At 58.8% G+C, this 13,571-nt stretch carries 12 protein-coding genes; 4 read left to right on the forward strand and 8 right to left on the reverse strand.

What is annotated here, in order from left to right; translation table 11 throughout:
* Positions 1 to 55 precede the first annotated feature (55 nt).
* Complete coding sequence (locus ACR0KL_RS02410) at positions 56 to 1,276, reverse strand: N-acetylmuramoyl-L-alanine amidase (RefSeq protein WP_480776601.1); 1,221 nt, start codon at positions 1,274 to 1,276, stop codon at positions 56 to 58.
* Positions 1,277 to 1,342: 66 nt separating this feature from the next.
* A complete protein-coding gene (locus ACR0KL_RS02415) occupies positions 1,343 to 2,503 on the reverse strand; it encodes a pyridoxal phosphate-dependent aminotransferase (protein ID WP_480668879.1) in 1,161 nt (386 codons plus the stop codon).
* Between ACR0KL_RS02415 and ACR0KL_RS02420 the strand changes: the two genes are divergently transcribed.
* Positions 2,502 to 3,884, forward strand: a complete 1,383-nt coding sequence (locus tag ACR0KL_RS02420) for a M48 family metalloprotease (protein WP_480776602.1) — start codon at positions 2,502 to 2,504, stop codon at positions 3,882 to 3,884. The genes ACR0KL_RS02415 and ACR0KL_RS02420 overlap by 2 nt on opposite strands.
* Positions 3,881 to 4,639 (forward strand): DsbA family protein, encoded by a 759-nt coding sequence (locus ACR0KL_RS02425; RefSeq protein WP_480776603.1) that lies wholly within the window; start codon positions 3,881 to 3,883, stop codon positions 4,637 to 4,639. Before ACR0KL_RS02420 ends, ACR0KL_RS02425 begins: the two co-directional genes overlap by 4 nt.
* Positions 4,640 to 4,675: 36 nt before the next feature.
* Here the strand turns inward: ACR0KL_RS02425 and ACR0KL_RS02430 are convergent, their stop codons facing one another.
* From ACR0KL_RS02430 to hemA, 4 genes are all read right to left on the reverse strand, one after another.
* On the reverse strand, positions 4,676 to 5,245 hold the full coding sequence (locus ACR0KL_RS02430; RefSeq protein ID WP_170676335.1) for a hypothetical protein: 570 nt from the start codon (positions 5,243 to 5,245) through the stop codon (positions 4,676 to 4,678).
* Positions 5,246 to 5,334: 89 nt separating this feature from the next.
* Positions 5,335 to 6,456: a flavodoxin-dependent (E)-4-hydroxy-3-methylbut-2-enyl-diphosphate synthase gene (gene ispG / locus ACR0KL_RS02435; protein WP_170676337.1), complete on the reverse strand. Its 1,122-nt coding sequence runs from the start codon at positions 6,454 to 6,456 to the stop codon at positions 5,335 to 5,337.
* A 70-nt stretch (positions 6,457 to 6,526) separates the two neighbouring features.
* Positions 6,527 to 7,723, reverse strand: a complete 1,197-nt coding sequence (locus ACR0KL_RS02440) for a helix-turn-helix domain-containing protein (RefSeq protein WP_480776604.1) — start codon at positions 7,721 to 7,723, stop codon at positions 6,527 to 6,529.
* A gap of 129 nt (positions 7,724 to 7,852) precedes the next feature.
* On the reverse strand, positions 7,853 to 9,076 hold the full coding sequence (hemA, locus tag ACR0KL_RS02445; protein ID WP_170660136.1) for a 5-aminolevulinate synthase: 1,224 nt from the start codon (positions 9,074 to 9,076) through the stop codon (positions 7,853 to 7,855).
* Between the two features lie 328 nt (positions 9,077 to 9,404).
* Between hemA and ACR0KL_RS02450 the strand changes: the two genes are divergently transcribed.
* Positions 9,405 to 10,790, forward strand: a complete 1,386-nt coding sequence (locus tag ACR0KL_RS02450; protein ID WP_480776605.1) for a dipeptidase — start codon at positions 9,405 to 9,407, stop codon at positions 10,788 to 10,790.
* Positions 10,791 to 10,926: 136 nt separating this feature from the next.
* Here ACR0KL_RS02450 and lpdA read toward each other — a convergent pair whose 3' ends face one another.
* Positions 10,927 to 12,321: a dihydrolipoyl dehydrogenase gene (gene lpdA, locus ACR0KL_RS02455; protein ID WP_480776606.1), complete on the reverse strand. Its 1,395-nt coding sequence runs from the start codon at positions 12,319 to 12,321 to the stop codon at positions 10,927 to 10,929.
* Positions 12,322 to 12,537: 216 nt separating this feature from the next.
* Here lpdA and ACR0KL_RS02460 point away from each other — a divergent pair, with 216 nt between their 5' ends.
* Positions 12,538 to 12,972 (forward strand): hypothetical protein, encoded by a 435-nt coding sequence (locus ACR0KL_RS02460; RefSeq protein ID WP_170676344.1) that lies wholly within the window; start codon positions 12,538 to 12,540, stop codon positions 12,970 to 12,972.
* Here ACR0KL_RS02460 and ACR0KL_RS02465 read toward each other — a convergent pair.
* The gene (locus tag ACR0KL_RS02465) at positions 12,969 to 13,547 is read right to left on the reverse strand and encodes a DUF924 family protein (RefSeq protein ID WP_170373995.1); all 579 of its coding nucleotides are present in this window, start codon (positions 13,545 to 13,547) and stop codon (positions 12,969 to 12,971) included. The two genes, ACR0KL_RS02460 and ACR0KL_RS02465, sit on opposite strands and share 4 nt — an antisense overlap.
* Between the last annotated feature and the right edge of the window lie 24 nt (positions 13,548 to 13,571).

Below are 13,571 nucleotides of genomic sequence, written 5' to 3' on the forward strand. Positions count from 1 at the left end.
GGTCAAAACATGCGTCAAAACCACAAGCGCATTCTAGCCGTTTTGCGTCGTCAGGTCACTGTCCAATCAGGGATCGTCTGATCACATCTTGCTGCCGCCAGTCCTCGAGCCCCTGATAAATCCCCAGCGCCATCTTGGCGCGCCATTCGGGATTTTTGATGTTTTTCAGGTCTCTGGGGCTGGAAAGAAACCCAAGCTCCACCAGAACCGATGGGATATCCGCCGCCTTCAGCACCGAAAACGATGCGGTGCGCAGCGGTTTACGATTCATCGGCCCGCCCTGTTGCGCCATGCCATTGGCAATCGCGCCAGCAAGTGATGTGGTGCGGGGTTTGGTCTCCTGCCGCGCCATATCCAGCAGCACATCGGTGACCTGATCATCTGCCCCGTTCAGATCGACCCCAGACAAAAGATCGCCCCGATCATGGCGCTCGGCCAGTTTGACGCTGGCCACGTCCGAGGCATCCTCGGACAAGGTATAGACCGCCGCGCCGTGGGCCTGCCCGTCGGAGAGGGAATCGGCATGCAGCGAGATAAACACATCTGCACCCGCCCTGTGTGCCAGAGCGATACGACGCTCTAGTGAGACGAACTGATCCTCGACCCGCGTCAGCACCACCTCGTAACCACCTGACCTTAATAGTAATTCACGTAGTTCACGCGCGAAGGTCAGCATCATGGTTTTCTCGTCAATGCCACCGAATTCGGCGCCCGGGTCGATACCGCCATGGCCGGGGTCCAGCATCACCCGCATGACCTGCGCCACATTGCGCGGGACCTCGGACGTGGTGACGGCGGGTTCTGGAAGATCCCAGCCGTGGTTCTGCGGCACGCCAGCGGACGCGTTGAACGTGTCAAAATCGGTACCGACCAATTGAAGGGTCAACAGCGCCGCGCCCGAGGCCTCATCCAAACGCAACTCGGCCGCGTCCACCGCCATAGGGGCGCCCAGTTCCAGCACCATACGGGACCAGCCGGGGACATAGGCCCCGAACTGCACGCCACTGATCCGGTCGGTTTGTAGGAAGTCGTCGGCGTTGAGGCCGGTCCAGTCGACCTCTTGAAAGTCGAGGACCATGCGGTAGGGATCGCGCAGCGTGAAGATGCGGTAAGGCACACCCTGACTGACGCCAAGATCGACCTGAACCGCCGTGCGACCAGAATCGATGATGCGGCTTTGGTCCGGCTGCACGCGCGCCAACGCAGTGAAGTCCTGCGCCAATGCGGCACCGGACAGCGCCCAGATCAGCGCGATGCAAAAGAAAATCCTGCTCATGGCCTCAAGTTTTCCCGAGATCGTTTGAGCGTGACCCTAGCGCATCCGCCCCCTCTTGTGAACGCTTTACACCGGCTGCAACGCGCCGCGTTCGGCCATGAAGCTGCGCAGACGCTCTAACCCGTCCTGAATATCGGCAGTGGCCCTTGCGTAGGAGAATCGCAGGGTCGTATGTCCGCGCTCGGGATCGAAATCCAAACCGGGCGTGACGGCGACGCCGGCCTTCTCCAGAATCTCGGCGGCAAAGACGCGGCTGTCATCTGTAAGGTCAGAGACATCGGCATAGACGTAGAACGCCCCATCAGGTGGCGCAATATTCGTGAAACCGGCCTTGGGCAGCCCTTCGAGCATCAGCTCGCGGTTGCGGCGGTAAACATCGAGATTGGCCTGCAGCTCCTCGTCGCAATCCATCGCGGCCAAGGCGGCCACCTGGCTGGCATGGGGCGCGCAGATAAACATGTTCTGGGCAATCCGTTCAACCACGCGAACCTGATCCTCGGGCACGACCATCCAACCGACCCGCCAACCGGTCATCGAGAAATACTTCGAGAACGAGTTGATCACATAGCACTCATCCGTCAGCTCCAGCGCAGTGACGGCTTTGGCCTCATATTCCAGCCCGTGGTAGATCTCATCACTGATGAACGAGGCACCCTGCCGCTGCGCGGCGTCGATCAACGCGCCCATCGACGCGTGATCCAACATAGTGCCGGTCGGATTGGCGGGGGACGCGACCATCAGGCCCTGAAGATCAAGCCCGGCAAAATCCGAAGGCACCGGTTGCAGCCGATTCTCGGGCAAGGTCGGCAGGTCGACGGGCACCAATCCAAGCGCCTTGAGGATCTGACGGTAGGACGGATAGCCCGGCGCGCCGATCCCCACGCGATCCCCGCTGTCGAACAGCGCGGTAAAGGCCAGCAAGAACCCGCCGGAAGACCCCGGCGTTACCACCACCCGTTCGGGGTTCAGATCGACATTGTACCACTCGCCATACATCTGCGCGATCCGCTGGCGCAAGGCGGGCAGGCCAAGCGCAACGGTATAGCCCAAGGGGCCTTTTTCCATTGCTTTGGCCAATGCCGCAGTCGCGCCCTTCGGGGCGCCGGTTCCGGGCTGGCCGACCTCCATATGAATGATCTGGCGTCCGGCCTCTTCGGCTTTGCGCGCGGCCTCCATCACGTCCATCACAATAAACGGATCGACCCCGGACCGGGTTGAGTTTCTCATGCCCATCTCCCATGTTGCAGCCATGGCTTTTGAACGCGTATCCCGGCTGGCGTCAATCCCGGCCCTGATACTTGCGGCTGTCCTCTGGCTGACGGCGGCAGCGCAGAGCCACGCCCAAAGCCTGATCCGCGACCCTGATATCGAGTTCGGACTGCGCGAACTGGCCTTTCCGGTGCTGCGCGCCGCCGGGCTAAGCACCAATCAGGTGCGTATTCTGGTGGTCAACGACAACACCTTCAACGCCTTCGTGATCGACTACAACGCGATCTACCTGAACTACGGCCTGATCCTGTCGGTCAACAGCCCCGAAATGCTGCAAGCCGTCATCGCCCACGAGGCCGCCCATATCGCCAACGGTCATCTGGCCCGCCGTCACCAAAACCTGCAAGACGCGCAGCGCAAAGCGAGCCTAGGCACGGCGCTTGCTCTGATCGCAGCCGCCGCGGGCGGAGGGGAAGCCGCTGCCGGGATTGCAGCTGGCACGCAAGGCGCGGCCATTCGCGGCTTTCTGGGGCACACGCGGGCCGAGGAAGCCTCGGCCGATCGCAGCGCGGCCAGCTATCTGCGGTGGGCCGGAATCTCACCCAAGGGGATGGTCGCGATCCACCGCAAATTCGCAGGTCAGGAGTTGCTGAGCACGGCCAATCAAGACCCCTATATGCGCTCGCACCCCACCAGCCGGGACCGCTTGCGCGCGGCTGAGGCGTTTCTGGACGAGTTTGGCGATCAGACCCAACCCAATGAAACCGCCGACTATTGGTTTGCACGGGTGAAGGGCAAGCTCTCGGCCTTTCTGCGCTCTCCGAGTTGGACAATGCGCCGCGCGAAAGAGGAAACGGCTTACGACATCAGAATGATGCGCGAGGCGTCGGCCCATCACCAGAATCGCGATCTGGCCCGTGCGCGCGCAGCGATAGATGAAGCCTTGAAAATTCGACCCGAAGATCCCTTCTACTATGAACTGAAAGGGCAAATCCTTCTGGAAAACAGGCAATTATCCGAGGCTGTTAATGCATATGCCCAAGCGGTTGAAATGGCGCCGCACGACGCGCTGATCCTTGCCGGATACGGACGGGCGCTGCTGCTACAGGGCCAGACCGACACGGCGTTGGAAGCGCTTGAGAAAGCCCGCGCCCGCGACTACCGCAACGCGCGGCTGATGCGGGATTTGGGAGTGGCCTATTCCAAGGTGGGCAATAAAGGGATGGCCTCGACCGTCACCGCAGAACGATACGCCTTGCAGGGCCGACTGGCCGATGCAGGCATTCACGCAAAACGGGCCATCGGGCAACTTCCCGAAGGCTCACCGGGTTGGCAAAGGGCACAAGATGTGTTGATTGCCTCGAAACGCGCAGAGAAAGCGAAAAGGAAACGCAAATGATCCTGAAACATGCAGCCCCCGCCCTTTTGGGGCTTTCCCTGATATCGACTTCGGCGCAGGCGCTGGACCTGAACGCGCTCAGCGACGCCGAAAAGGCAGAGTTCGGAGCACAGGTGCGCGAGTATCTGCTGGAAAACCCCGAAGTGATCATTGAGGCGATCACCATTCTGGAGGAGCGCAACGCAGCGACCCAGGAGCAGGCCGACCGCGATCTGGTCGCCTCGAACGCGGATGAGCTGTTCAATGACGGCTATAGCTGGGTGGGCGGCAATCAGGATGGCGACATCACCTTGGTCGAGTTCATGGACTACCGTTGCGGCTATTGCCGCCGCGCCGTGCCCGAGGTGGCCAGCCTGTTGGCCGAAGACGGCAATATCCGTCTTGTGATCAAAGAGTTCCCGATTCTTGGCGATGCCTCGGTTCTGTCCTCGCGTTTTGCCGTGGCGACCAAACATGTCGCCGGGGATGACGCCTATAAACAGGTCCACGACGCCCTTATGGAATTCAGCGGAGAACCCAGCGAAGTGACCCTGCGCCGTATCTCAGACGGGCTTGGGCTGGATAGCGACGCCATCATCGCCGCGATGGACAGCAACCAGGTCACCGAAGAGATCACCCGCACCCGAGAGTTGGCACAACGGATGCAGATCACCGGCACGCCCTCGTTCGTTTTGGGCACCGAAATGCTGCGCGGCTTCCTGTCTGCAGATCAGATGCAGCAGATCGCAGACGGCGTGCGAGCTGAACAAGGGTAACTTTCACGGGGCGGTCATACCGCCCTTTTCTCTATACTAATCGAAGGGATATGGCGCGTCGCATTTCATGGACACGACCCATGTCGGCGTGCCGTTCGACTTGAACTCAGTTGCCGGAACCGCTTCGCCCTTGATACCGGCGGGAATAACATCGCGTCCCTGCCTTTGGCTTTCCGTCAGGATTGCCTCCAAATCTTGCGGATTGGTGTATTTGCGGATTCCGGTATTTTCAGTGATTGGCCCAGACGGGCAATAGGTGCCCCGGGCAATCTGTTGCGCAAACGCAAACGCCGCTTTTGCATCGCGACCATCGCGCAACGACAATGCAACCCGAGACGTCAACTGCGGATCAACTGTCATGATCGGCGTGAGGCTGCCCTTTGGTTTGCCCCTCCCGCCCGGGCTGATACGCACATCGGTGCGCGTCGTGGTTCCGTTCTCATTGAACCCTGATACGTTGACGGACAAGTACCCAAGCAGCGTTCCCTGCGTTGGCGGAACCGGGACATGAAAGGCGCCCGGCCGCTTGTTATAGTCGCTTGAAGGGCTGCTACACGCAGTCAAAGCGGTGGAAAAAAGCCCCGCGCAAATCGCTTTGAGTTTCAATACTCACTGCTCCTGAAATTCATTCCTTTGCCGCTACTAGTAGCGGCAAATCGGGCCAGAACATGGCATGATGCTATGAATCTCAGAAACTACTCGGCGGCCTCAGCCGTTGCATCTAATTCGGCTGCCTTCTTCTCCACCTCTTCCACGATGTGATCGATCATCTGATCGTTCGACATCTTGTGGCTGGCCTTGCCCGCCAGATAGACCATGCCCGACCCTGCTCCGCCGCCGGTGAAGCCGACATCGGTCATCAGCGCCTCGCCCGGGCCGTTGACCACGCAACCGATGATCGACAGGGACATCGGCGTTTTGATGTGTTCCAGGCGGTGCTCCAGCGCCTCGACGGTTTTGATAACGTCGAATCCCTGTCGCGCGCAGGAGGGGCATGAGATGATGTTGACGCCGCGATGGCGCAGGCCCAGGGATTTCAGGATTTCAAAGCCAACCTTGACCTCTTCGACCGGGTCGGCGGACAGGCTGACGCGGATCGTATCTCCGATCCCCATCCACAGCAGGTTGCCTAGACCTATGGCGGATTTGATGGTGCCGCTGACCAACCCTCCGGCCTCGGTGATGCCTAGGTGGATGGGGGCATCGGTGGCCTCGGCAATGCCTTGATAGGCCGCCGCAGACAGGAACACATCGCTGGCTTTCACGCTGATCTTGAACTCATGGAAATCATTGTCCTGCAGTATGCGGATATGTTCCAACCCGCTTTCGACCATCGCCTCGGGACAGGGTTCGCCGTATTTTTCAAGCAGGTGCCGCTCTAGCGAGCCCGCATTCACCCCGATCCGAATCGAGCAGTTATGGTCCCTTGCAGCCTTGATGACCTCTTTCACGCGTTGTTCGTTGCCGATATTGCCCGGGTTGATCCGCAGGCAAGCGGCGCCGGCTTCGGCCGCTTCGATGCCACGGCGATAGTGAAAGTGAATGTCAGCCACGATGGGAACCGGGCTTTCGCGCACGATCTCTTTCAGCGCCTTGGCCGAGTCCTCGTCCGGAACGGAAACCCGAACAATATCGGCCCCGGCCTCAGCCGCCGCCTGAACCTGCGCGACCGTTGCCGCCACGTCGGTGGTCAGGGTGTTGGTCATGGTTTGCACAGCGATCGGAGCATCGCCGCCGACCGGCACGGTACCGACCATGATCTGACGGGATTTGCGGCGGTAAATATCGCGCCAGGGACGTACGTGGTTGAGCGACATGAAGAGAGGTCCGCATCTGCCTAGGTTGCCTCATAGATAGTTCGGCAACCGCAGTTGAGCAATGGCAAGACTATTCGGCAGGCTCGTCCGCTGCTTGCGTCTGAAGCTCGGCCACCAATTGCTTGAGGGCGCTGTTCTGTTTAGCCTCGAGATCGGCGACGGCATAGGTCTCTGCCACTGCGTCCTTGGACAGGACGACGCCTTTCGCCACAGTGCCCGGCGCACCAACCGGACCAAAATGTTCACCGTTCATCGAGAAGAACACCGAACCCGACGCCCCGGCCCGCAACAGCGGGGGTTCTTCGGTCAGCGGCACTTCGAAAACACTGCCCTGTTCTACCGTGCCCAGCGTGCCTTCGAAGATCACACTGCCATCGGCGGCCGTGACGCGCATCCACGCAGGGTTCACGGCGACAATTTTCAACGTCGTATCCAACTGCTCGACCACCTGCGGCAAGGCCGGTCGTTCAACCGTATGCAGTTCGGCCACCTGAACCTCAGGCAGTTCCGGCGGACGGAACGTGCCGACGGTCCGTGGGTCAAGCGTGGAAATCGGAGCATCCCGCGCGACCATCACCGGAACATCCAGCGCTTGCGGGCGATAGAGGCGATCCAGTGCTTCGGTTGAAGCAGTCTCGGCAGTTTCTGTGCTACGTGCCGCATCAAGGGGGTCGAGGTCCGACAGAACAACAGGTGCTTGCTCAACCGGGCTGACCTGCACCTGCTGGATCTTGTTCAGCACGGCCCAGCCGCCATAGCCAATACCGCCGATAACGGCCAGCAACACTAGGGATGAGCCAATCGCGCGCGGTTCAACCTGACTGACAAAAGATTCTTTGCCGGGGATATATGGCGTGTTCGGAGACACAAACGGATCTCGCCCCATCGGGCCACGGGCCGGAAGATCTCCGGTCGGTTTGCGCACGACCGAGGCCTCGGCGGACATGCCATGCGCGACCTCAAAGCCGCTTTCCTTGCAAAAGGCGGCAAAGGTCTCATCCGGGTTCATGCCCAGATACCGTGCGTAAGAACGCACATACCCGGCGATGAAGCCGGGTGTATCGAACGCATCAGGATCGGCGTTTTCGATGGCAGCGATGTAGTTGGCTTTGATCCGCAGCTCGCGCTGAACATCCAGAAGGGATTTGCCCATGGTGGCGCGTTCGCCGCGCATCTGATCACCAAGCCGTACTTCATAGTCGTCAAAACCCTTTGGTCTGACTTCTACACCTTCTTCGGAATCGCGCTGTGATCTGCGCCCAATCATTCCTGCCGCCCCATTTTGCCTGTCGCGTGTTTCACGCTAATGGCGAATCGTCCCCATAACGATTCGTCCACTTATTTTGTTAGCGTAAGCTTAACACGCGGCAAACACGTTGCACACTTTAGCGTGAGGTTAACCGGCAAGTTCGGCGCGATTTAGCGCACAATGTGACCAAAGTTCGTCCATCGCCTGAACCAGACGGTTCATCTCACCGGGTCCATGGACCGGAGATGGGGTGAAGCGCAGGCGTTCCGTACCGCGTGGAACGGTCGGGAAATTGATCGGTTGCACATAGATACCGTGATCATCCAACAACCGGTCGCTCAGGATTTTGGTATGAACTGGGTTTCCGACGATGACTGGAACGATGTGGCTGCCATGGTCGATCAGCGGCAGGCCCAAGCCTTTCAGGCGTAGCTTCAGGATTTTGGCCTGTGTCTGATGCTGCTCGCGCAGTTCCGGCGTCACTTTCAGATGCGCGACCGAGGCCGCCGCACCAGCCGCAACAGCGGGCGGCAGAGACGTGGTAAAGATGAACCCCGGCGCGTAAGAGCGCACGGCGTCACACATCTTTTCGCTAGCGGCGATATAGCCCCCCATTACGCCATAGGCTTTCGCCAGAGTGCCATTGATGATGTCGATGCGATGCGCCAGACGATCACGTTCCGTCACACCACCACCGCGCGGGCCGTACATGCCAACCGCGTGGACCTCGTCAATATAAGTAAGCGCACCGAATTCATCCGCCAGATCGCAAATCTCTTCGATTGGGCCGAAGTCACCATCCATGGAGTAGACCGACTCAAAGGCGATAAGCTTGGGGGCTTTAGGGTCGTCTGCTTCGAGCAGCTCACGCAGGTGCGCGACATCGTTGTGGCGGAAGATACGCTTGGCGCCGCCATTACGCCGCACGCCTTCGATCATCGAGGCATGGTTCAGCGCGTCCGAATAGATGATCAGACCGGGGAACAGTTTCGGCAAGGTCGAAAGCGTTGCGTCATTGGCGATGTAAGCGCTGGTGAACAGCAGGGCGGACTCTTTGCCGTGCAGATCGGCCAGCTCAGCCTCAAGGCGCTTGTGATATACAGTCGTGCCCGAAATGTTGCGTGTCCCGCCCGAGCCGGCGCCAGCCGCATCGACGGCTTCGTGCATTGCGTTCAGGACAACCGGGTGCTGGCCCATGCCAAGGTAGTCATTGCCGCACCACACGGTAATGTTCTGTTGCGTTCCATCGGGACGGGTCCGAACGGCATGCGGGAAGTGCCCGTTGCGGCGTTCGATATCGATAAAGGTCCGGTAACGTCCTTCGTCATGCAGCCTGGCAATCGCTGAATCGAGCTGAGCAGTATAGTCCAACGGACCCTCCTTGATCGCCTCGGGCAAACCCCTCACCCAAAGCCTGTATTCCGCCACCCGAAAGGGCATCGCCCCTAAAGCAGCTTTGTGTTCGCACGTTCGACCTTTCTAATGCCGCTCGTTAGAACCCAACTTTGATTTGCATCAAATATAAGCTTCATAGCCGCGCAGCAAGTAAACTTACGTCTAAAAGACGCGGGGAAACGACGCAGGTACAGAAGCTTTAATTCGGCCACTTACTACGGGGCGGTGCGGCACACTCTGCTCTGGACGGCAGCGCCAACACTGCTAGGGTTCGCGCAAATCATTCCCAAGCAGGAGCCCTGTTATGTCGCTAGACGCCGTGCTGAGCCGGATCGACTCTGATCTGCAAACCTCGATCGACCGCCTAATGGAGCTGTTGCGCATCCAATCGATCTCAACCGATCCCGCTTTCAAGGCCGAAGTCAACAAGGCTGCCGACTGGCTGGTCTCGGACTTGCAGAGCATTGGTATTGCAGCAGAAAAGCGCGAAACTCCCGGACACCCGATGGTCGTGGGTCATGTGGGTGAGGGTAACGAAGGCCCGCATGTGCTGTTCTATGGGCACTATGATGTACAACCCGTCGACCCGCTGAACCTGTGGAACCGCGATCCGTTCGACCCCGCGATTGAAGAAACCGAAAACGGACCAGTCATTCGCGGCCGTGGATCATCCGATGACAAGGGCCAGCTGATGACTTTTGTCGAGGCCTGCCGCGCTTGGAAATCTGTCCACGGCACCCTACCATGCCGCATCACTTTTTTCTTCGAAGGTGAAGAGGAATCAGGCTCGCCCTCGCTGGTGCCGTTCCTCGAAACGAACAAAGACGAATTGCAGGCCGATCTGGCCCTGGTTTGCGACACCTCGATGGTGTCACGCGGAGTGCCTTCTATCGCGTCGCAATTGCGAGGCATGCTGAAGGATGAGTTCACCATCGTCGGCCCCCGCATCGACCTTCACTCCGGCCACTACGGCGGCCCCGGCCTGAACCCGCTGCGCGAATTGTCCAAAATCGTGGCTTCTTTCTATGACGATGAGAGCGGGCGCGTCGCTGTTGAAGGTTTCTACGAAGGCGTTCACGAGGTCCCGGCAGATCAGCTGCGCCAGTGGGAGAACTGCGGCTTCGACGAAGCTGAATATCTGAACTCGGTGGGCTACAGCCAACCGCATGGCGAAAAAGGCTATTCCACGCTGGAACAGCAATGGGCACGCCCCACACTTGAGGTCAACGGCCTTTGGGGCGGCTACAATGGTGCCGGATCTAAAACGGTGATTCCATCGGAAGCTCACTGCAAAATCACCTGCCGCCTTGTTGGCGACATGGACCCCGACGCCTTGCGCGACAAAATCCGCAAACACGTAGAAGAGCGCCTGTCCCCGGATGTCAAAGTTGTCTGGGACAATGACCTTGAAGGGTCACCAGCCTCGGTCATGAACCTGGATCGCCCTGAATTCGAAGCGGCCCGCGCGGCACTGTCTGACGAATGGGGCCGCGAGGCCGTGTTCACCGGAATGGGCGGCTCAATCCCGGTTGTTGGTTATTTCGACACCGTTCTGGGCCTGGATTCGATGCTGGTGGGTTACGCCAATGACGACGATGCCATCCACTCTCCGAACGAGAAATACGATGTCAAAAGCTTCCACAAGGGCATCCGCTCTTGGGCCCGCATTCTGGATGCTTTGAATTCATAGGAGTCTTTTGCGAGGCTCTGCCTCGCGCTCCGGGATATTTTCGGCCAGATGAAGGACGGATCCCATGCTTCATCTGGCTATAAATATCCTGGGGGAAACGCGGCTTGCCGCAGCGGGGGCAGCGCCCCCTAACCCCTTACATATGGATCACGCGATCATACGCATCCAGAACGCTTTCATGCATCATTTCTGACAGTGTCGGGTGCGGGAAGACGGTGTTCATAAGGTCTTCTTCTGTCGTCTCCAACTGGCGACCGACCACGTAGCCTTGGATCAACTCGGTTACTTCCGCGCCAATCATGTGTGCGCCCAGCAGTTCGCCGGTCTTGGCGTCGAAGATCGTCTTGATCATGCCATCAGGCTCTCCTAGCGCAATCGCCTTACCGTTCCCGATGAAGGGGAAGCGGCCGACCTTGATGTCGTAGCCCAGCTCTTTGGCTTTGGCTTCGGTATAGCCAACCGAGGCCACCTGTGGGTGACAGTAGGTGCAACCTGCAATGCTTTCGGGTTTGACCGGATGCGCGTGTCTGCCTGCGATTAGGTCGGCCACCATGACGCCTTCGTGGCTGGCTTTGTGAGCCAACCAAGGCGCGCCGGCGATATCGCCAATCGCATAGAGACCATCAACGCCGGTGCGGCAGAACTCATCCGTCACAACATGCGTACGGTCGATTTTCACGCCAAGTGCTTCCAGTCCCAGATTCTCGACATTGCCGACGATACCAACGGCCGAGATCACTGTGTCGAACTCGTGCTTCTCGACCTTGCCTTTGACCTCGATATGCGCGGTGACCTTACCCTTGCCGCGATCAAGCTGCTTGACCATCGCCTTTTCCATGATGGTCATGCCCTGCTTGGTGAAGGCTTTCTTCGCGAAGGCGCTGATTTCAGCGTCTTCGACGGGCAGCACGCGGTCCATCACCTCAACCACGGTCGTATCCGCGCCCAGCGTTTTGTAGAAGCTGGCAAATTCGATGCCGATGGCGCCCGAGCCGATGACGAGCAGTTTCTTCGGCATCCGCGGTGGCTGCAGTGCATGTTTATAGGTCCAGACCAGATCGCCATCTGCTTCCAGCCCTGGAAGCTCACGCGCACGTGCGCCGGTGGCAAGGACGATGTTCTTGGCGGTCAGCTCTTCGGTGCCCTTCTCGGTTTTCACCGAAACTTTGCCCTTTGCGGTAATCGTCGCCTCGCCCATCACGACACTGACTTTGTTCTTCTTCAGCAAATGGCCGATCCCACCCGACAATTGGCCAGCAACGCCACGTGAGCGTTTGACCACCGCGTCCAGATCATAGCCGAACTTGTCCGCCGTCAGACCAAAGTCCTTCGCGCGCTCCATCAGATGGAAAACCTCTGACGAGCGCAGCATTGCCTTGGTTGGAATGCAGCCCCAGTTCAGGCAGATGCCGCCCAGATGCTCTCGCTCGACCACGACGGTCTTGAGGCCCAGCTGCGCCGCGCGGATTGCGGCCACATAGCCGCCCGGACCAGCACCGATTACGATCAGATCAAAAGATTTTTCAGCCATGTGTCCCTCTCGGCCCAGGTCGGTTTGAAATTTAGTTTAGCATTAAACTATTTTTCACAGCGCATCAATATAGACATACCGCGACAAAAGCGACGTCGGTACGTTATGGTCGATACGTGCAGTTTTCAGCCTATACCCAAGCTTTTTCAAAGGCTAGAAAAGAACAGCCGGGGCCTCCGCCCGTCTTATATTCACAAAACATTCGAAAGACTTATCATGGCCAAGACCCTCAAAGACCTTCTCCTTGCACTTCTGAATGCAACGCTGATCCTTGTCGCGCTTTGCCTGTTTTTGGGATGGAAACTGGCTTCGACCGTCGAGGATGCCACCTCGGGCCTGTCGGAAAAGCTGCAAGTTGTTACTCCGTTGAAGGACGAAGCACAGGGTATTCGCGAGCAGCTATCAGGGCTGCGCAGTGATTTGGCCCGCATTCAAGAGGATGGTCTGGTGAGCAACACCGTTGTTTCACTGCGAATGTCCAATACGCTGGATAAGCTGGAAATGATAGAAACCAAGCTGCAGACCGTTCAGACGCGGTTTGCACAGTTGGCGGAATCACCTGACCAATTAATTGACCATGCAATTGAGACCTTGGCCGACGTGGTAGCCGACCGGATCATTGCTATTCGTGGATGCGGGCCCGAAGGTTAACCGGCTGCCTGCAACTCACGCACAGTGGCGCCGTAGCCGCCCATGTCGACATAGGCGGTCTCATGCACGGTTGGGGTGCGTGACAGGGCCTCATTCCGATAGGGGAAGCGTCCGAATTTCCGGATCACCTCACGGTGCGCGCGCGCGTGCAGCAGGTTGCTGGAGTCCTCGCTGCTGAGGTTCTGGCAGATCAGACGCACGCAGCGTTCCTGATCACACAGGTTTTCGGAATGCATCATCGGCAAATAAAAGAACTGCCGCGCGGGTTCGTCGATTTTCATATCCCAGCCCTTGTCCACCGCGCATTTCGCAGCGGCCAGAGCCGCCCGATCCGACGAAAAGGCCCGTGCCTCACCCCGGAACATGTTACGCGGGAATTGGTCTGTTAGGATGATATAGGCCAGCGACCCGCTGGGATATGTCAGCCAGAGCGAAAACTTGCCCTCTGCCGCGGCTTCCCAAGTGGTCAGGAAACGGTCGCGGATCTGCTGATCCAGCGCGTCGTCCTGCATGTACCACCCCTTGGGGCCGACCTCATCCAACCAAAAACTCAATACGTCTTCAGGACCAACCATTGCCCTTAACTCCGTGTGTTGCCC

This window comes from Ruegeria sp. C8 (assembly GCF_056537565.1).